The following is an 18450-nucleotide window of genomic DNA, read 5'->3' as shown; positions in this document are numbered from 1 at the left end:
CTCATATACGAAGCGGTTGCGCGCAAAGTTCGCAAGCGAGGCGTTCATCTGCGAAAACGAAAGGGCGTCTCACGCGAAGCATTCGTGCCGCCTGCCGCGGAGAGGTGGCGTCTTCCTATAGAAAACAGCTTGCGACGATGACGATGGCGGTGGTCAGCAGACCTGACACGGCGATGGAGACGCCGCTCATGGCGCCTTCGAGCTCGCCCATCTCGAGGGCTTTCGTCGTTCCCACCGCGTGGCTGCACGTTCCGATGGCCACGCCCTTGGCGATGCCGTCGCGCACGCGGAACAGACGCGCCATGAGCGGCGCGGTGATGGCGCCCAGGATGCCGGTGACGATGACGGCGGCCACCGTGATGGACGTGATGCCGCCCAGCTGCTGCGATACCGCAATGGCGATGGGCGTGGTCACCGACTTCGGGATGAACGACAGCGCCAGCGCATCGTCGAGCCCCAGCAGCTTGCATAGTGCATAGGCGCTAGCCATGGACACCACCGAGCCTACAAGGCAGCCCGCGAAGATGGGAACGAAGTGCTCCTTGAGCGTCTGGCGCTGCCGGTACACCGAGTATGCCAGCGCCACGGTGGCCGGTCCTAACAGAAACGAGATGAGTTGCACGCTCTGCTCGTAGGAATCCAGGGGGATGCGCAGCGCCACGAGCGCTGCGATGATGAACGCGACGGTAACCAGCAAGGGATTGAGCAGCGGCGACTTCACGCGCTCGTACAGCAGCACGGAAAGCTTGAACACTGCGAACGAGGCGACGGTTCCCACTGCGAGTGTCAGTGCGAGTTGCGCTATGCCGTCCATCGCGCCTACGCCTCCTCGTCGGCGACGCGGGCGACGCCTGTCGCATCGACGCGCTTCGCCGTCAGCCGAGACACGAGCATCACCGTGTACGACGTGGCCAAGAACACGATCACCGTGGTGATTACGCATACGAGCGCGAACTTCAGCGCGTTGCCCTCCAAAAGGGAGACGCAGCCCATGATGGCCACGCCGGCGGGAATGAAGAACAGCGACATGTTGTCCAGCAGACAGTCGCAGGCGTCGCCCACATGCCGCGCTTTCAGCAGACCCGTGCCCAGCAGTACCAACAGCAGCACCATGCCCACGATGTTGCCCGGAAGTCGGACAGGAAGCACGCTTGCGATCGCGCATCCCGCACCGTACACGGCAACCACCAGGGCGAGCTGCGCGGCGAAGCGCGCTCCTCGCTTGCCCGCCCGTCCTGCTTTCGCGCGCCAAGAGACATCGCCATGAGCAGGTGCGGACGCGCACCCGGAGACGCCTGAGACGGCGTCGGTCTGCTGTTTCACGATTCCAATCCTCACGTGTATGCGGGCGCACGCGCCGCTTTGCTTGTGCGCCTGCCCAATTTTTGCCGCGCCCATTGTACGGCGGTTGTCGTGTTTGCGTGCGATCTGCGCTCAGAATTCACGCAAACGACCCTTCCGATCGTTTCGGAGCGCTCTCGAACCAAAGAAAGCGGCACTGCCGAAACCGACGGTGCCGCTTGCAGGTGGTTGCGATCCGGATGCTAGTCCTTGCCTACCAATGCGTTCACCAGCGCCGATACGATGCTGATGACGATGGAGGCCACGAACGCGCTGCCGAACGAGTCGATGACCAGTCCCACTTGGAAGATCCCGTTGGCCAGCCATGCCGCGATGTACAGCATGAGCGTGTTCACCACCAGGTAGAAGATGCCCAGCGTGATCACGCTGATGGGAAGGCTGAGCACCTGCATGATGGGCTTGATGCTGATGTTGATCAGCGACAGGATCAAGCCGAAGATGGCGATGCCCACCCACGCGTCGGTGCCGCCGAGCAGATCCATGCCCGGAACGATCCACACCGCAACGCCCACGGCGATAGCGGTGACGAGCCAGCGGATGATGAAGTTCATGGGACGCTCCTTGACGTGCGACGATATATCCGTATCACTGTAGCACGCTGAAAGCGAGACGGAAAACATCGGTCATGGAGCCGTAACCCAACGAACGGCGCCGACCCGCGCGTATGCGCCGCCTGCGCGAGCGAGCAGGCGGCGCAGTGGGAGCTACAGCACCTGTATCGTCCCGGTGGCCATGAGGGCGATCGATACCGCCATGAGCACCACGATGACGGCGGCTATCGCCTTGTCCGCCATGTTTGGCAGTATCTTCTCGCCGCGTTCGCGCTGGCCCATGGCATATACGATGATGCCGGGAGCGAACAGGATAGTGGTGATCATGATTCCCACCAGCCCGGCCGCCCACACGAGGAACACCGTGTACACGAAGCCGACGGTGCCGAACACGCGGGCTTTCTTCACCTGCTCGGGCGTCAGGTGCTCGCGCTTCCAGGCGATCTTCATGTAGTAGGCCGCCGAGCACACGTAGGGGATGAGGATGGTGGACACGGCGCACGCGTAGAAGAATTGGTACGTGGACGACGAGAACACCGACACGATCAGGAACAGCTGCGTGATGCCGGCCGAGATGAGCACGGTGACGATGGGCGCGCCGTTCTTGTTCGTGCGCGCGAACGACTTCGGGAACACGCCCTGGCGCGCGGCTTCGAACGGCGTCTCGGCGGCGATGATCACGTAACCCAGCATCGCGCCCAGAAGCGACAGCACCACGCCGAGGTTCACGATGCTCGCGCCGACAGACCCGATGGCATGTTCGAGGATGCCCGCCATCGACGGGGTGGCCAGCTCGGCCATCTGCGCGCGCGGCATGACGCCCATGCTCTCCAGCGAGATGATGAGGTACAGTACGAACACCGAGATGAAGCCGATGACCGTGGCGCGGCCCACGTCGCGGGCGTATTTCGCGCGACCCGAGATGACCACGGCGCCTTCGATGCCGGTGAACACCCACACGAGCGCGATCATGGTGGACACGATTTGCGTGCCAAGGTCGGGCCCGCCCGCTTCGCCCCAGAAGTTCTCCATGAAGATGGCGGGGTCGAACTTGCCCAGCAGCGCGATGGACAGCACGAACAGCGAAAGCGGCACGAGCTTCGCGATGGTGACGATGACGTTGATGCCGGCCGCTTCCTTCACGCCGCGCGACACGAGCCACACGAGCAGCCACAGAAACGCCGACGCGCACACGCACGACAGCAGGTTGTTGCCGCTTTCGAACGGATGGAAGAAGTACCCCAGCGCCGAGAACAGCAGGATGGCGAACGACACGTTCGACAGGCACGCCGACACCCAGTAACCCCATGCGGAGTTGAACCCGACGAAGTCGCCGAATCCTGCCGCCGCGTAGGCGTAGATGCCGCCGGTGAGATCGGGGCGGGCCTGCGACAGCCCGTTGAAGCACATCATGAGCGAGAACACGCCCACGAAGCAGATGGCCCAGCTGATGAGTACGGCGCCGGTGCTGGCGCCTCCGGCGGCCATGTCGCCGGCCAGCGCGAAGATGCCTCCGCAGATGCTGGCCGTGATCACCATCATGGTGAGGCGGAACAGATCGAGGCCGTTCGGGTCGATGATCTGACCTTTGTCGCGGGAGGCTCCTGCGCTGGCGGCGAGGCTCCCGTCGAGGGTTTCAGAGGCAGCGTTCGACATAGCCCCTCCTTTATCTGGGGGTCGAAGGGAATGCTGACGCAGGGCACGGCAAGGTGCGAGCGTCGGAAATGCAACGGCGCGCCGGGCAAGTGCCGCAGCGCGCCGTATGCGGCGATGTAAGAACGGAGGAGACGAGCTGTTTGTGACGAGTCGGATAGCCGTGAAGGTTCTGGGGGTTTGAGCTAGCGAACAATCCAGTGAATTGTTCGCTAGCGCTTTTCCCGGCCGAGCGGTCGGGGGCCGGGTGCGAAAGCCCCCAGGTTCTGAACGGCTAGGCGGCCGCCACAAACAGCCCCCAGGTTAGAAGCGCAGCGACAGGCAGCTCAGGCCGCCGTCCAGCTTGCGGTACTCGGACGTATCGACGGTGATCGTCTCGTAGCCGGCGTCTTGCACGGCCTTCAGCACGGTGGGATAGCCCTCGGGCACGATGACGGTGCCGTTCACCCAGATGCAGTTCGCGGCGTACGCCTCGTCCTCGGGGATCTCGATGCGGTTGTACTGCTCGAAGTCGGGCTTCGTCACGAACTCGCCGGACACCAGCATGTTGCCGTCCTCCAGGTAGTTCACGCCGGTCTTCAGGTGCAGGACCTTCTCCAGCTTCACTTCGGAACCCTCGAGGCCCCAGCCTTGCAGGATCTCGCAGAACTGGCGAATGCCCTCTTCGTTCGTGCGGGCGGACTGGCCCACGTAGAAGTGGTCGCCCACCATCATGACGTCGCCGCCGTCCAGCGTGCCCGGGCTCACGATGCGCTTCACGTGCTCGTCGTCGAAGAACTGGCGCACGGCAGGCTCGATCTCGTCCTTCTCGCCGTTGCGGCTGTCGGCGCCCGGGTTCGTGATGATGGCGCCGCAGCGCGTGATGACCGCGGGATCCTCGACGAAGCAGGAGTCGGGGAACTGCTCGAGGGCGGGCAGGACGGTCACTTCGACGCCGCACTCCTTGAGGGCCGCGATGTAGTCGTCATGCTGCTTGAGGGCTTTCTCGTAATCGGGCTTGCCGAGTTCGGGCGCGGAGGTGATGCCCTCGACCATGGACTTGGCGGGGCGGCGGACGATGACGTTGGAGAACTTGGTCATGACGGATCCTTTCGTGAGAGATCATTTCCGTTTGCTTCCTATGGCGCATATTGTATTCTGTATATTGTATACAATCAAGAGGAAACGGGAAGTTTTTCGGAGTTGTTGAAAAGGGGATGGTGGGTCTCATTCGGCGACGGCGAGGGGCGCGTCAGCCCTCGAATTCCCTCGGGCGCGATGCGGGGTGCGTGCGCAGAGCGCATCATCGCCCGAAAAACACGCTCCAGCCGCTGAGGCGTGTTTTTCGGGCGATGATGCGTGTCGGAATGCGAGCGCGAATGCGGCAGAACCTCCGTACATGCGGGGCAAGCGCGCGAATGCGCCGTAGTGCTTGTGGTATATTGGCATACACGAAGGCCGTACGACAGGCGGATGAAATGACGAACGAATACCGTTCCCTCAAAGACCATGTATACAACCACATCGTCGACCTGATCGACGGCGGGACTTTGGCCGACGATCACAAGATCAGCGAGCAGCAGATATGCGATGCGCTCGGCGTCAGCCGCACGCCCGTGCGCGAGGCGCTCATCCAGCTGGCCGCCGACGGTTACTTGGAGAACGTGCCGCGCAAGGGCTTCTACGTCAAGCGTGTGACGGAGGACAGCGCCCGCGAAATCGTGGAGATCATCGGCCCGCTGGACGGCCGCGCCGCGCTGTTGGCCGTGGGCGACATGACCGACGACGACATCGCGCAGCTGCAGTTTTTGCACGGTTCCATGCAGCTGGCCATCGAGAAGGGCCTCTACAAGAAATACGACGACCTGCAGCACGACTTCCACGACTGCTATGTGCGCAAGTGCGGCAACACCCGTCTGATAGGGCTGATTCACCAGATGAACCGCTACTTCATGAAACGGGAGTACGCCAACGTGGGCGCCGACGAGCTGGACGGCCTGCTGCGCAAGGCCAACGAAGAGCATGCGGAAATCGTCAGGCTCTTCGAGCTGCGCGACGGCGAAGAGCTGCAACGGTTTATTCGCGACGTACATTGGAGCATCGACAATGCCAAGTTCCTCGTCTGGTAGCGCCCAACCCGCGCAGCGTTCCACGCAGAAATCGCCCGTCTGTCCCGTCGAGCGCGAGTGCGGCGCCTGCCAGCACGTGGGCGTTCCGTACGCGCAGCAGCTCGCAAGCAAGGACACGCGTGTGGCCGAGCTGTTCGCCGACGTGGCCGACGCGTCCGCGTTGCGGCCCATCCTGGGCATGGATGAGCCGTACTGCTATCGCAACAAGGTGGTGTCCCCCTACGCGCCCGGCCGCAAGCTGCAAGGCTCCGCGAACGCTCGGGCGGGGAAGGGGCGCGACGCGCGCGGCGGCCGCGACGGCAAGCGCGCCCAGAAGCCGCGCCGCGAGATCCTCTGCGGCATGTACGCGGCCGGATCGCACCGCATCGTCCCCACCGACGGCTGTCTCATCGAGAACGAAGAGGCCAAGCGCATCATCCGCACGGTCCGCGACCTCATGCCGCGCTTCGGTCTCGAGCCGTACCGCGAGGATTCCGGCACGGGCTTCCTGCGCCACGCCGTGGTGCGCGTGGGACATACCAGCGGCGAGATCCTGGTCACGCTGGTCACGAACGGCCGCGCTTTCCCCGCATCGCGCGCGTTTTGCCGAGAGCTGGTGCGCCGCTGCCCTCGCATCACGTCGGTCGTGCAGAACGTGAACGAGCGCCAGACCAACGTAATTCTCGGCGAGCGCGAGCAGACGCTGTACGGTCCGGGCTTCATCCTGGACAAGCTGTGCGGGCTGAGCTTTCGCATCTCGTCGCAGTCGTTCTACCAGGTGAACGCCGTGCAGACCGAGGTGCTGTACGAGCGCGCCATCGACCTGGCCGGCTTCACCGGCTCTGAAACGGCCATCGACGCCTACTGCGGCACCGGCACCATTGGTCTGGTGGCCGCCAAGCGCGGCGCGCGCCAGGTGATCGGCGTGGACACGGTGGCGTCGGCCGTGCGCGACGCGCGCGAGAACGCGAAGCACAACGGCGTGGAGAACGCTCGGTTCGCGGTGGGCGATGCAGGGGCGTTCATGCGCGAGCGCGCCGCCGCAGGCGATGCTGTGGACGTGCTGCTGATGGATCCGCCGCGCGCCGGGTCGAGCGAGGAGTTCCTCGCGGCCGCAGTGACGCTGGCGCCCCGGCGCATCGTCTACATCTCGTGCAACCCGACTACGCAGGTGCGCGACCTGGCCTTTTTGCGCCAGCGCGGCTATGCCGTTCGCACGGTGCAGCCGGTCGACATGTTCCCTCATACGGATCACATCGAGACGATCGCGCTGGTGGAGCGCGTCGAGGGCTTCTTTGAAAGGAGCGACCGATGAGCGATTGCGATATTCGTCAGTCGTCGAACGATGAGCCTGACGAAGCGGTTCCGAGGATGCGGCACGACGCGCCGCTCGCGGTCGACGGGAGCCATGGCGGCTCCACCGATCTGCGCAGCTTCGTGTTCGATACGGTTCTCGAAGGCATGCGCACGAGCATCTACGTGACTGATCCGAAGACGGATCGCATTCTTTATATGAACGGGTTCATGAAGCACGATTACGGCGTGGAGGATCCGGAGGGCAAGGTGTGCTGGCAGGTGCTGCAGCGCGGCTTGACCGAGCGATGCGCCTTCTGCCCGGTTGACGAGCTTCTAAGCTGCGGCGACGAAGTTCCATTGGTGGAGTGGGACGAGGAAAGCCCCATGACGGGGCGCACGTACCGCAACTACGACAGCCTGGTGACCTGGGTCGACGGGTCGCGTGTGCATTTGCAGCAGTCGGTGGACATCACGGCGCTCGTTTCTGCGAACACCGACGAACTGACCGGGATGCTGTCGCGCCGAGCCGGTAAGGAGCGGCTGGGCATCTCGCTTGCGCGGGCTGCGGTCGAGGGCGAGCAGGTGTCCGTCGTTCTATACGACATCAACCGGCTGAAGGATGTGAACGATCTTCATGGCCATGCCGAGGGAGATTACCTGATCCGCTCGGCCGCGAACGCCGTACGATGCGAATTCGGTCCCAACGATTACGGGTTCCGCTTGAGCGGCGACGAGTTCGTGTGCGTATTCCTAGGCGACGCGGCTTCCACGCGCGTCAAGATCGAGCGCGCACGCGCTGCGCTCTCCGCGACTCCGCGCCGCACCGAGCCTCCCTACGAGATGGGTTTCTGCTTCGGCATCGCAGAGGCGGACCCCGAAGCGCCGCTGGAGTTGTACGAGGTGCTGGCCTTGGCGGACCGGCGTATGTACGAGGAGAAGCGACGTTTTCATATAGATCGCAACATCAACGCCCTGATCAGCGCTGAGCGATCGGGCAGGGGGGTGTCGGTCGATCCGTGCTCGTTCTCGTACGATGAAAGCAAGCTGTACGACGCGCTGGTCGAGAGCACCGACGATTATCTGTACGTATGCAACATGAGAACCGGCGTGTTCCGCTACCCGCGCGCTATGGTGGAAGAGTTCGACCTTCCCTCCGAGGTGGTGGAAAACGCGGCAGCCGTGTGGGGTTCGAAGGTGCATCCTGACGACAAGCAGGCGTTCCTCGAATCGAACCAGGAAGTCGCCGATGCGCGCACGACGCGCCATTGGGTGGAGTATCGCGCCATCAACCGCAAAGGCGAATGGGTGCGTCTGCGATGCCGCGGCCGGCTCATCCTCGACGCGAAGGGAAAGCCGCTGCTGTTCGCCGGGTTCATCACGAACCTGGGAAAGAAGAGCAAGGTCGACCCGCTGACCGGACTTTTCAACAAGTTCGAGTTCGAGGACGATGTGCGTCGTCGTATGGAGACGATGCAGAGCGCGCGGATCAGCCTCATGGTGCTGGGCATCGACGACTTGCGGCACATCAACGACCGCTACGACCGTGCATTCGGCGATGAGGTCATTCGGTTTGTGGCGCAGCGCATCCAAAGCTCGCTGCCCGAGGACGCGCGCGTGTACCGTCTGGACGGCGACGAGTTCGCCGTGATCGTCGATGACGATGTCGACGTGCTGCGCAGCGCATACGCGCAGCTAGGCGGTATGTTTCAGCGACAGCACGATCATGAGGGCCGCAAGTTCTATTGCACGCTGTCCGGCGGCATCGCGCAATATCCCGGCGATGCCGAAACGTACGAGAGCCTCGTGAAGTACGCCAATTACGCGTTGGAACACGCGAAAGGGCATGGGAAGAAGCGCTGCGTAAACTTCTCACAGCCTATTCTGGCCGAGCGCGTGCGCGAGCTCGAGCTGATGGAGCTGCTACGGGGCAGCGTGGAGAACGGCTTCAAGGGATTCAGCCTGTGCTACCAGCCTCAGGTGGAAGCTGCAACGGGTTGCGTCGTGGGAGCCGAGGCGCTTGCGCGTTGGCGTTGCGACGAGTATGGCGACTTGTCGCCGCTCGAGTTTATCCCGCTGCTCGAAGAGAGCGGTCTTATCGTTCCTGTGGGCACGTGGGTTCTGCAACATGCTGTGGACACCTGTAAACGATGGAGGAAGGCGATCCCCTCGTTTACCATGAGCGTGAACCTGTCGTATCGCCAACTTGACGAGGACGGTCTGGTTCCTCTTATCGTGGATACGTTGCGAGAGGCGGAGCTGCCTCCTGAGAGCCTCGTCGTGGAGATGACCGAAAGCCGTTTCGCCGACGACGCCCAGGTCACTCATGAGCTGTTCGATCAGCTGCGCATGCAAGGCGTGCGCGTGGCCATGGACGATTTCGGTACGGGCTACTCGTCGTTGGGCGTGTTGAAGACGTCGCCTGCCGACATCGTGAAAATCGACCGCGCGTTCATCCGCGATATCCAGACGAGCACGTTCGATGCCACGTTCATCAAGTTCGTGGTGGAATTGTGCCACGCCGTGGGCATCAGCGTGTGCCTCGAAGGCGTGGAGACCAACGAAGAATACGAAGTGGTGGGCGGCATGGGTCTCGATTATATCCAAGGCTTCCTGTTCGGTCGTCCTCTGCCAGAAGAAGAGTTCGAGCGGAGGTTCTTGGAGGGGAGGGCATGATGGCTGCTGTGCAAACGGAAACGCTGGTCGATCGGGCGGCGGCGGTGCTCTCGGCACGCCGCTTGGCCGATGCCGATACGCCGGCGCTGCTGATGGTGTCGGGCGGGTCGGATTCGACGGCGCTCGCGTATATCGCCTGCGAGTTGCGGGAACGCGGGGCGCTGGGGCAGCTTGCCATGCTGCACGTCAACCACCGGCTTCGGGGCGAGGATGCCGACGAGGACGCTCGCTTCGTCGCTCAGTTGGCCGAGCTGCTGGACGTTCCGCTGTTCTCGTGCGACATAGACATAGCGGGAGAGGCGCAGCGCACGGGCGAGAACGTGGAGGCGGTGGCCAGGCGCGAGCGTTACCTGGCGGCCAACGAAGCGCTCGAAAGCCTCTGCTTGCATGCGGCGACACCGCTTGCCGATGGACGCATCCTGACGGCGCACACGGCCGACGATCGCGTGGAGAGCTTCTACATGCGCTCCATCGTGGGCACGGGGCCGGGTGGGTTCCGCGCCATGAAGTACCGCAACGGGCCGGTGGTGCGCCCCCTGCTGGATGCGAGCCGCGAGGAGCTGCGCGCCTACATCGCCGAGCGCGAACGCGACGGCGCGCCCGTGGCCTGCGACGACGCGGGTTGCTTATGGCGCGAGGACGCGACGAACGCGCACACCGACCGGTTCCGGGCCTACGTGCGCCATGAGATCGTCCCGCGCGCGAAGGAGCGCAACCCGCAGCTTCTGGAGGTGCTCGGCCGCACGATGAACCTCATCGCCGACGAGGACGATATGCTGGAGGATATGGTGGATGGGCTGATGGCGGGCCACGTCGAAGCGCTCGGCGACGAGTACGACGCAGGTTGCGTGCTGGCGCCCGCATTCGGCGCCGAGCCGTTGCCCCTGCGCCGGCGCGCCGTGATGCGCGCGCTGCAGCTGATGCTGGGTCGCGACGCCCGCGTGGAGACGGCCTCGGTGGAGGCCGTGCTGGCCGCGTTCGACGACGAGGCGGGCGGCAAGCCTCGCAGCGGCTACGTGGCCAACATCCAAGGCGACCTCGCCGTCAGCGCGAACAAGCGCGGCGCCCGCATAGAGCCCATGTCCGCCTACCGCGCCCGCCGAAAGCGCGGGTAGGTCGCGCTACGATCGTCTCCAAAGCGATTCGTCGGCGATGGCTTCGGGAAGCCATGCTCCTACTGACTTCGACGCGCCCCACCAAGCGAGCGTGTTGCGGTGCCACAGGGCGATGCGCTTGAACGCGACGGTGTTGTCCAATACGTGCGCCTCCTCGCAGTAGGGTAGCGCTTTGCTCAGACTCGCGAGCGACGCCCGGTACCGTTTTCGAACGAGCGCCTCATCTATATCGTGACCTCCCGCCTGCACGCGGCGTTCGATGCGTTGCAGGGCTATGCCCTCGTTTGCAAGGCCGATGTAGAACAGGAACACGCGGTATCCCTTCTCGCGTGCTTCGGCCATGGTGCGCAGGGCTCGATGGCCGGCCAGCGTTGTTTCCTGATTGAACGAGCGTCGTGCCGCCAGATGCTCGTCCACGCTGCGCAGCGCGATCCTGCCTGCGGCCACTTGATCCTGGCCGTTCGACCAGTCCCCGCCTTGCTCTCGGAGGATTTCGTCGGGGTTCACGCGCGCCATGGTGGCGGGCATCCCTCCCGTGTGCCAGAAATCGCTGCGGAACAGGGTGGATTTGCCTGCTCCGTTCACGCCGGCGAACACCACGTAGAACGGTTGCTCGCTCATCAGAAGACCCCTTGGCGAACGAGCTCCGACTGTTTGCGTTGGAGGAAGAAGTCGGCGACGGCGATGCGGAACGCGGCCTGCTCGGGGTCGTCGATCGCCGCTATCTCGGCAGCGCTCGGGCACGCTGCCAGATGGTCTTTGCATGCGCGATAGAGCTCGCTTGCTGCTGCGTGCGGCTTGCTGTCGTCTGCAGGGGACGGAACGTCCGCCTTGCGCGGACGGCCTGCGGACGGCCGGGTTGCGGCACGCTGCATCACGTCCTCCTCCCGGAGCGTCCACGTGCGTCCGACTTTCTGCGCCGGCAATGCTCCTTGTGCGATGAGCGCCCGCACCCGCGTTGGCGTGACCTGTAGGATTTCGGCGCTTTCGACGACCGACAGCATGCAACCTCCTTGGTTCTGCGCGAGCGGCATATGATCCGAGTATAGAATAATCATTGCGATATCGCAATGATTATTGAACTCGATGAGGGACGGCTTATGCGTTCTCAACGATATCGCGTACGCGCGTTCTCTTATCGCAGCGCATCGCGACGATTGTTTCACGTGAAACAATTCGGTGAGATGTGTAGCAGGGAGAATCGGGGAGGAGTTTGCGGTCGGGGTCAGAGTTGCCCGCGCTTGCGTCTGGGCGCTTCGCGTGGAACCTGCGTGCTCTTGGTGCAACGCTTGCGCCCGCTGCGCTACAATACCGCGCATGGATAACGAACAGAACACCCAACCGGCGGCCGCGCCCGCCGAAACGCCCATGCCCGCCCTCGACATCGTGCTGGCCAGCGCGTCGCCGCGTCGCAAGCAGCTGCTCGAAGACGCCGGCGTGCGCTTCGTCGTGCACGCGTCCGAGGTGGACGAGACCTTGGAGCCCGACCTCCTGGCCGATCCGCCCGAGGCGTGCAAGAAGCTGGCCGAGCGCAAAGCCGGCGCCGTGGTGCAGGAGGTGCTGGCCGAAGACTACACAGGCATGGCCGCCGTCATCGGCGCCGACACCATGGTGGTGTGCGAAGGGGAGATATTCGGCAAGCCCGTCAGCCTGTCCGACGCGAAGCGTATGCTGCGCTGCCTGTCGGGTCGCACGCATGAAGTGCTGACGGCTGTATCCGTATGGATGGTGGCCGCGCCCGAGCCCGAGAACATCTCGCTGGGCTTCCGCACGTTCGTCGATCGCTCGGCTGTGACGTTCCGCGAGCTGACCGACGAAGAGATCGTCGACTATCTGCGCAAGGGCGAGTCGTTCGACAAGGCCGGCGCCTATGCCGTGCAGGGGGCCGGAGCCGATCTGGTGGCGCGCGTCGACGGCGCGATGGACACCGTCATCGGCCTGCCCGTAGGTCGTTTGCTGGAGGAGTTCCCGGACTTCGCGGGTTCGGCGTCCTGACGGACGGCGAACGACTCGACGCTGGGCGGCTGCGCCGCCCGATCTCTCAGTCGAGTCGAGGGCTCGCACATCGAAATGCGCTTCGCCTGCGCTCTCCCCACGATCCCGCGCGCCGCAACCGCCCTTGCTGACTTGCTGCGCCAGCCTATGGCATTTTCAACCTATCGTCCCAGTTCCCATTGCGAAATGTAAAAATCGTGACAGGCAGGCTGGCGTTACCGTATCGTCTCCTTTTCCCGGAGAGGCAATGGTACACTAGCTGAATTCAAGGTAAGCGTGACGCTCTCGCCCATTGATCTCGCAGATTGATCAGGGGCGATAGCAGAAGCGAAATGCGACGATAGAGGTTAGGAACGTGCACAACGACATTTCGGAGATCCTGTTCACCGAAAAGCAGCTCGCCGATCGCGTAGGCGAGATAGGCGCAGCCATTACGAGCGATTACGCCGACGTTGCCGACGAGGGCATCATCCTGATCTCGGTTCTGCGCGGCGCCGCTATCTTCATGGCGGATCTGGCGCGCAAGATCGAGCTTCCGCTCGAAATGGACTACATGGCCATCTCGTCGTACGGAAACGGCGCCAAGAGCTCCGGCGTGGTGCGTATCCTGAAAGACCTCTCGTCTCAAATCGAAGGGCGTCACGTCATCGTGGCCGAGGACATCCTCGACTCCGGTCTTACCCTGACGTACTTGCTGAAAAACCTGTCGTCGCGTCAACCGGCTTCCATCGAGGTAGCCACGCTTCTTCGGAAGAAGACGCTTGCGCAGGCGAAGATCGATTGCAAATATATCGGTTTCGAGTGCCCCGATGAGTTCATCGTGGGCTACGGGTTGGACTATGCGGAGCGGTATCGCAACCTGCCCTACATCGGCATCTTGAAGCCGGAGATTTACTAGCGAAGCTATCTTGGCGGTCGACCGGTTCGGCGTTGCCGAGTCGCGTCGTGCTAAGGGTATGCGGCATCGGCCGCATGCGATGACGGGCGGGCACGCGGGTCTGTCCGTCTCGCAGCGCGAGTCGGTGAGAAAAGGAAAGTTAAACGCTATGGCACAGCAAAACAAACAATCGCAGTTCCAGCAACCCAGCCCGAGGACGACCATCATATCGGTAGTCCTGTTCATGCTGGTGGCTTTCTTCGTGGGCCAGCAGTTCTTGAACATGTCGTCTGCCGGCGCCAAGCCTACCGACCGTCTGATCACGTCCGAGTTCGTGCAGGCCGTCGAGCAGGATCGCGCGACGAAGGTGGTGTACAACGCCGGCGACTACACGGTGTCGGGCTCGTACTATCCCGCTATCACGGCGGGTTCCACGGGCGCCGATGCGTTCAACGAAGCCTTCCAGGCGCTCAACGCGCGCATGGCCACGCTGAAGAACCCCGAGACGGGCAAGGCGCTCGGCGGCGTGGGCACCACCGACATCAACGGGGCCACGCTGGGCGTGGAGCGCAACTTCACGTCCACCTATTACGGCGGCTCGCTCGGCGACCTCATGGCGGCGCATCCCAACGTGCCGTACGAGGTGGCGCTGCCCAGCCCGTTCGTGGAGCTGCTCGGCACGCTGCTGCCCTTCATCATCATCGGCCTCATCCTGTTCTTCTTCTTCAACCAGATGCAGAAGGCGAACAACTCGCAGATGAGCTTCGGCAAGGCCAAGACGAAGAAGTCCATCGAGGAGCGCCCCGACGTGAAGTTCTCCGACGTGGCCGGCGTCGACGAGGCCGTCGAGGAGATGCAGGAGATCAAGGACTTCTTGGCGAACCCGGCGAAGTACCAGTCCATGGGCGCGAAGATCCCGCGCGGCTGCCTCTTGGTGGGCCCTCCGGGCACTGGTAAAACCCTGCTCGCGCGCGCCGTCGCCGGCGAGGCGGGCGTGCCGTTCTTCAGCATTTCCGGCTCCGACTTCGTCGAGATGTTCGTCGGCGTGGGCGCGTCTCGCGTGCGCGACTTGTTCCAGCAGGCGAAGGATGCCAGCCCGGCCATTATCTTCATCGACGAGATCGACGCTGTCGGCCGCCAGCGCGGCACGGGCCTCGGCGGCGGCCACGACGAGCGCGAACAGACGCTGAACCAGCTGCTGGTGGAGATGGACGGCTTCGAGAGCAACGACTCGGTGGTGCTGATCGCCGCTACGAACCGCGCCGACGTTCTGGACCCGGCGCTGCTGCGCCCCGGCCGCTTCGACCGCCAGATCGTGGTGGACGCGCCCGACGTGAAGGGCCGCGAGAAGATCCTGCAGGTGCACTCGAAGGACAAGCCCATCGGCAGCGACGTCGACCTGTCGAAGGTGGCCAAGCTCACGCCGGGCTTCACGGGTGCCGACCTGGCCAACCTCATGAACGAGTCGGCGCTGCTCACCGCGCGTCGCGGCAAGAAGATCATCACGCAGCAGGAAGTGTCCGAGTCCATGGAGCGCGTCATCGCCGGGCCCGAGCGCAAGGGCCGCGTGCTGGACGAACAGACGAAGCACACCATCGCGTACCACGAGAGCGGCCACGCCTTGGTCGGCCACCTGCTTCCGCACGCCGATCCCGTGCACAAGATCTCGATCATCTCGCGCGGCCGAGCGCTGGGCTACACGCTGTCCATCCCCAAGGAGGACAAGGTGCTCAACTCGCTCGGCGAGATGCGCGACGAGCTGGCCGTGTTCATGGGCGGCCGCGTGGCGGAGGAGATCTTCTGCGACGACATCACCACGGGCGCATCGAACGACCTCGAGCGCGCCACGAAGATGGCCCGCGCCATCGTCACGCAGTACGGCATGAGCGCCGAGCTGGGCACGCAGGTGTTCGGCCAGCCGAACCACGAAGTGTTCCTGGGCCGCGACTACGGCAACACGCAGGACTACTCGGAGGAGACGGCGAAGCGCATCGATGACGAGGTCGCCCGCATCATGAAGGACGCGCATGACCGCGCCTACGAGATCCTGGCAAGCCATCGCGAGCAGATGGATCTCATGGCCAACGTGCTGCTTGAGCGCGAGACGGTGGAAGGCGAGGCGTGCCTTGCCCTGCTGGACAACACGTGGGATGAGTATCTCAAGCACGAGGACGAGATCAACGCCCGCAAGGAGGCCGAAGAGGCCGCCGCGCGCGCCCGCGACGAGCATCTGGCCGATCCGAACTGGAAGGAAGAGCCGGTCGAGCCGGGCGACCAGGATCCGAATCCGCCGTACCGCGAGCCTGCGGAGGGCGACGGCGACGATGCGCCCGCATCTGCTTCGTCGACGTCGGACGAGGCGCCTGTCGACGCTCCGGCTCCGCAAGCCCCTGAGCAGAAAGGCGACGGCACCGAACGATGATCTGGCGCTGCGCAACCTATGAGTTCGATACGAGAATGCCCATCGTCATGGGCATTCTCAACGTTACCCCCGACTCCTTCTCCGACGGAGGCCAGCACGACGGTTTCGATGCCGCGCTGGCTCATGCCGAGCGCATGGCGGAGGAGGGAGCCCGCATAATCGATGTGGGCGGCGAGTCCACGCGGCCCGGCGCCGCGCCGGTGTCCGTGGACGAGGAGCTGGCGCGCGTGCTGCCGGTGGTGCGCGCATTGGCGCAGCGCGATGTGTGCGTGAGCATCGATACGCGCCACGCCGAAGTTGCGCGCGCGTGCTTGGAAGCGGGCGCGGCCATCGTGAACGACGTGTCCGGCTTCCGCGACCCCGCCATGGTGGACGTCGTGCGCGACAGCGACTGCGGGCTGGTGGTCATGCACATGCAGGGCGACCCCTCGACCATGCAGAACGCGCCTTCGTATGACGACGTGGTGGGCGACGTGCGCGAGTGGCTGCGCGACCAAGCTGCCGCTTTGGAGGCTGTGGGCATAGCGCACGACCGCATCTGCATCGACCCCGGCCCCGGTTTCGGCAAGACGCCGTCGCAGACACTGGAACTGGTGCGCAACTTCCAAGAGTTCGTGCGTCTGGGCTACCCGGTGATGGTGGCGGTGTCGCGCAAGAGCTTCTTGGGCTGGGCGTACGGCATCGACGAACCTTCTGCGCGCGACGAGGTTTCGGCTGCCGAGGCGCTCATGGCCTGCGAGCTGGGAGCCAGCGTGGTGCGCGCGCATAACGTGGCCGCGACGGTGGCGGCGTTGGAGGGGTTGCGGCCGTATGCGCTCATCGGCATGGGCTGCAACGTCCCGCTGGTGGCCTCGCCCGGCGAGGAGCGCGAGGGCAAGATCGCCATGCTCAACCAGGCCATCACCGAGCTGTGCTCGCTGCCCGATTCGCAGATCGTCGACATCTCCAGCTTTTACGAGAGCGAGCCGGCCTACTACCTCGACCAAGATTCGTTCGTGAACGCCGTGGTGCTTTTGCGCACGGGTATTCCGCCGAAAGAGCTTCTGGGCTACCTGCAGGCCGTGGAGAACAGCCTGGGCCGTGTGCGCGCTATCCAGAACGGTCCGCGCACGTGCGACCTCGATATCCTCGACTACCAGCTGTACGTCGTGGACGCCGATGTGCTCACGTTGCCGCATCCGCGCCTGCTGGAACGCGATTTCGTAGTGCAGCCCCTGTTGGAGCTGCTCCCTGGCCACGTGCTTGCCAATGACGTGCCGGTTAGCGTCGATGGGGTTACGGTGGGGAAGAGCGTGCGGCTGTGAGCAAGGGGCGCTCTGTGCCCTCGTTTTGCGTCGACGGCTCTTCGTCGCTCCGGAAAGGCGATGCGCGTGTTTCGGAATTTGGATTCGGCAACGAGGGGGAAGGCGGTTCGCCGAGCGGCTTCTCGTTTCGCATCGCTCTGCACGAGGAAGTTGCATCGACGAACGACGAAGTCAAGCGCGCGTTGGAGGCGGGAGAGCCGGAAGGCCTCGTGGTTCGCGCGCTTCTCCAGGTTTCCGGCTACGGCCGGCAGGGTCGTTCGTGGACCAGCCCGGAAGGCGGACTGTATTGCTCGCTGTTGTTGCGCCCCCAGGTGGCGCCGCGCGAACTTCCCACGTTGAGCCTGGTTGTGGGCATGGCGGTGCGCCGCGCACTCGTTGCGCTGGCGGGCGCGCGGGCTGAGGAGGCCGTGCGCATCAAATGGCCCAACGATGTGGTGCTGGCACAAAAGGCGCGCTATGCACGATTTCCTGAAGCAACCGAAATTCGCGACCTGGGGTTTTCCGAATCTGGGAAGGAATTAGGGCAGAAAAATCGTGCACAGCGGTTATTTTGTGCCAACGAAGGCGATGCTTGCAGTGCGCGAGACGGCCGAGCGCCTGATTTCGCGAAGCTTTGCGGCATCTCGCTCGAGGCGCACGGCGGCGGCGTGTGCGTGGGCGTGGGCGTGAACGTACTGCCGCCCGACAAGCGCCCCGACGTGGGAGGCAAGAATCGTCCTGCGTACGTGGCCGACCTCGCGGATTCCGTTGCCGCGCCGGCCGTCGCTGTCGAAGCAGTGCTCGAAGCGCTCCTCGCCGCCTTCGCGCCGCTGTACGGTGTATGGCGGCGCAACGGCTTCGCACCGCTTGTGGACGAGTTCAACGCCTACTCCAGCTTGAACGGACAAAACGTTCGCATGGTCGATCGTGCGGACAATCTGCTGGCGGAAGGGGCGGTTGTGGGCGTCGACGCTCAAGGCCGTCTCGTGCTGCGTAGCGAATCCGGCATCGAAACCGCAATCTCCTCCGGCGAAGCGCACCTCGTGTAGCACGCTCGTTCTGTCGAAAAGCCCGTCGTTCTCTTTGAATCTCCTGCTTGACCCTCGACATGGTTCAGGGTCTACCGTTGTCCCTGC

The 18450-nt window shown here is 64.0% G+C and carries 16 protein-coding genes; 9 read left to right on the top strand and 7 right to left on the bottom strand.

Annotation, left to right across the window (positions count from 1 at the left end; translation table 11 throughout):
• Positions 1–115: 115 nt before the first annotated feature.
• From HMPREF1023_RS05855 to HMPREF1023_RS05835, 5 genes are all read right to left on the bottom strand, one after another.
• The gene (locus HMPREF1023_RS05855) at positions 116–814 is read right to left on the bottom strand and encodes an LrgB family protein (protein ID WP_009305271.1); all 699 of its coding nucleotides are present in this window, start codon (positions 812–814) and stop codon (positions 116–118) included.
• 5 nt (positions 815–819) lie between these two features.
• The gene (locus tag HMPREF1023_RS05850; RefSeq protein WP_009305270.1) at positions 820–1323 is read right to left on the bottom strand and encodes a CidA/LrgA family protein; all 504 of its coding nucleotides are present in this window, start codon (positions 1321–1323) and stop codon (positions 820–822) included.
• A gap of 221 nt (positions 1324–1544) precedes the next feature.
• Positions 1545–1913, bottom strand: a complete 369-nt coding sequence (locus HMPREF1023_RS05845) for a phage holin family protein (protein ID WP_009305269.1) — start codon at positions 1911–1913, stop codon at positions 1545–1547.
• 153 nt (positions 1914–2066) lie between these two features.
• Positions 2067–3569 (bottom strand): basic amino acid/polyamine antiporter, encoded by a 1503-nt coding sequence (locus HMPREF1023_RS05840; RefSeq protein ID WP_009305268.1) that lies wholly within the window; start codon positions 3567–3569, stop codon positions 2067–2069.
• 300 nt (positions 3570–3869) lie between these two features.
• The gene (locus HMPREF1023_RS05835; protein ID WP_009305267.1) at positions 3870–4646 is read right to left on the bottom strand and encodes a dimethylarginine dimethylaminohydrolase family protein; all 777 of its coding nucleotides are present in this window, start codon (positions 4644–4646) and stop codon (positions 3870–3872) included.
• Between the two features lie 377 nt (positions 4647–5023).
• On the opposite strand from HMPREF1023_RS05835, the gene HMPREF1023_RS05830 reads away from it, so the two are divergent.
• The 4 genes from HMPREF1023_RS05830 to tilS are packed head-to-tail and all read left to right on the top strand — an operon-like array spanning position 5024 to position 10737.
• Positions 5024–5674: a GntR family transcriptional regulator gene (locus HMPREF1023_RS05830; protein WP_009305266.1), complete on the top strand. Its 651-nt coding sequence runs from the start codon at positions 5024–5026 to the stop codon at positions 5672–5674.
• Complete coding sequence (rlmD, locus tag HMPREF1023_RS05825; protein WP_050784812.1) at positions 5652–6968, top strand: 23S rRNA (uracil(1939)-C(5))-methyltransferase RlmD; 1317 nt, start codon at positions 5652–5654, stop codon at positions 6966–6968. Before HMPREF1023_RS05830 ends, rlmD begins: the two co-directional genes overlap by 23 nt.
• Complete coding sequence (locus tag HMPREF1023_RS05820; RefSeq protein WP_009305264.1) at positions 6965–9622, top strand: EAL domain-containing protein; 2658 nt, start codon at positions 6965–6967, stop codon at positions 9620–9622. The genes rlmD and HMPREF1023_RS05820 overlap by 4 nt, the downstream gene beginning before the upstream one ends.
• Positions 9622–10737, top strand: a complete 1116-nt coding sequence (tilS, locus tag HMPREF1023_RS05815; protein WP_009305263.1) for a tRNA lysidine(34) synthetase TilS — start codon at positions 9622–9624, stop codon at positions 10735–10737. Before HMPREF1023_RS05820 ends, tilS begins: the two co-directional genes overlap by 1 nt.
• A 6-nt stretch (positions 10738–10743) precedes the next feature.
• Here the strand turns inward: tilS and HMPREF1023_RS05810 are convergent, their stop codons facing one another.
• Both HMPREF1023_RS05810 and HMPREF1023_RS05805 read right to left on the bottom strand, forming a co-directional pair.
• Positions 10744–11358: a zeta toxin family protein gene (locus HMPREF1023_RS05810; protein WP_009305262.1), complete on the bottom strand. Its 615-nt coding sequence runs from the start codon at positions 11356–11358 to the stop codon at positions 10744–10746.
• Positions 11358–11741 carry a helix-turn-helix domain-containing protein gene (locus HMPREF1023_RS05805; RefSeq protein ID WP_009305261.1) on the bottom strand — a complete coding sequence of 128 codons (384 nt, stop codon included), beginning with the start codon at positions 11739–11741 and terminating at the stop codon, positions 11358–11360. The genes HMPREF1023_RS05810 and HMPREF1023_RS05805 overlap by 1 nt, the downstream gene beginning before the upstream one ends.
• A 313-nt stretch (positions 11742–12054) precedes the next feature.
• On the opposite strand from HMPREF1023_RS05805, the gene HMPREF1023_RS05800 reads away from it, so the two are divergent.
• The 5 genes from HMPREF1023_RS05800 to HMPREF1023_RS05780 all read left to right on the top strand — a co-directional run bounded on the left by HMPREF1023_RS05800 (position 12055) and on the right by HMPREF1023_RS05780 (position 18363).
• Positions 12055–12732 carry a nucleoside triphosphate pyrophosphatase gene (locus tag HMPREF1023_RS05800; protein WP_009305260.1) on the top strand — a complete coding sequence of 226 codons (678 nt, stop codon included), beginning with the start codon at positions 12055–12057 and terminating at the stop codon, positions 12730–12732.
• 355 nt (positions 12733–13087) lie between these two features.
• The gene (hpt, locus tag HMPREF1023_RS05795) at positions 13088–13630 is read left to right on the top strand and encodes a hypoxanthine phosphoribosyltransferase (protein WP_009305259.1); all 543 of its coding nucleotides are present in this window, start codon (positions 13088–13090) and stop codon (positions 13628–13630) included.
• 148 nt (positions 13631–13778) lie between these two features.
• Positions 13779–16031 carry an ATP-dependent zinc metalloprotease FtsH gene (gene ftsH, locus HMPREF1023_RS05790; protein WP_009609060.1) on the top strand — a complete coding sequence of 751 codons (2253 nt, stop codon included), beginning with the start codon at positions 13779–13781 and terminating at the stop codon, positions 16029–16031.
• The gene (gene folP / locus HMPREF1023_RS05785) at positions 16028–17335 is read left to right on the top strand and encodes a dihydropteroate synthase (protein WP_009305257.1); all 1308 of its coding nucleotides are present in this window, start codon (positions 16028–16030) and stop codon (positions 17333–17335) included. Before ftsH ends, folP begins: the two co-directional genes overlap by 4 nt.
• Positions 17332–18363, top strand: coding sequence for a biotin--[acetyl-CoA-carboxylase] ligase (locus HMPREF1023_RS05780; RefSeq protein ID WP_255346933.1), 1032 nt, complete (start codon positions 17332–17334; stop codon positions 18361–18363). Before folP ends, HMPREF1023_RS05780 begins: the two co-directional genes overlap by 4 nt.
• Positions 18364–18450 lie beyond the last annotated feature (87 nt).

It is taken from the genome of Eggerthella sp. 1_3_56FAA, from assembly GCF_000185625.1.
GTDB classification, from domain to species: Bacteria; Actinomycetota; Coriobacteriia; order Coriobacteriales; family Eggerthellaceae; genus Eggerthella; species Eggerthella lenta.
The sequence above is the reverse complement of the archived record's forward strand: the minus strand, read 5'-3'. Positions and strand labels throughout refer to the sequence as shown.

Excerpts from the sequence above, each read along its gene's own strand:
- HMPREF1023_RS05855 (WP_009305271.1), bottom strand. The coding sequence starts at position 814 with ATGGACGGCATAGCGCAACTCGCACTGACACTCGCAGTGGGAACCGTC.
- HMPREF1023_RS05845 (WP_009305269.1), bottom strand. The coding sequence starts at position 1,913 with ATGAACTTCATCATCCGCTGGCTCGTCACCGCTATCGCCGTGGGCGTT.
- HMPREF1023_RS05840 (WP_009305268.1), bottom strand. The coding sequence starts at position 3,569 with ATGTCGAACGCTGCCTCTGAAACCCTCGACGGGAGCCTCGCCGCCAGC.
- HMPREF1023_RS05835 (WP_009305267.1), bottom strand. The coding sequence starts at position 4,646 with ATGACCAAGTTCTCCAACGTCATCGTCCGCCGCCCCGCCAAGTCCATG.
- HMPREF1023_RS05830 (WP_009305266.1), top strand. The coding sequence starts at position 5,024 with ATGACGAACGAATACCGTTCCCTCAAAGACCATGTATACAACCACATC.
- rlmD (WP_050784812.1), top strand. The coding sequence starts at position 5,652 with ATGCCAAGTTCCTCGTCTGGTAGCGCCCAACCCGCGCAGCGTTCCACG.
- HMPREF1023_RS05820 (WP_009305264.1), top strand. The coding sequence starts at position 6,965 with ATGAGCGATTGCGATATTCGTCAGTCGTCGAACGATGAGCCTGACGAA.
- tilS (WP_009305263.1), top strand. The coding sequence starts at position 9,622 with ATGGCTGCTGTGCAAACGGAAACGCTGGTCGATCGGGCGGCGGCGGTG.
- HMPREF1023_RS05810 (WP_009305262.1), bottom strand. The coding sequence starts at position 11,358 with ATGAGCGAGCAACCGTTCTACGTGGTGTTCGCCGGCGTGAACGGAGCA.
- HMPREF1023_RS05805 (WP_009305261.1), bottom strand. The coding sequence starts at position 11,741 with ATGCTGTCGGTCGTCGAAAGCGCCGAAATCCTACAGGTCACGCCAACG.
- HMPREF1023_RS05800 (WP_009305260.1), top strand. The coding sequence starts at position 12,055 with ATGGATAACGAACAGAACACCCAACCGGCGGCCGCGCCCGCCGAAACG.
- ftsH (WP_009609060.1), top strand. The coding sequence starts at position 13,779 with ATGGCACAGCAAAACAAACAATCGCAGTTCCAGCAACCCAGCCCGAGG.
- folP (WP_009305257.1), top strand. The coding sequence starts at position 16,028 with ATGATCTGGCGCTGCGCAACCTATGAGTTCGATACGAGAATGCCCATC.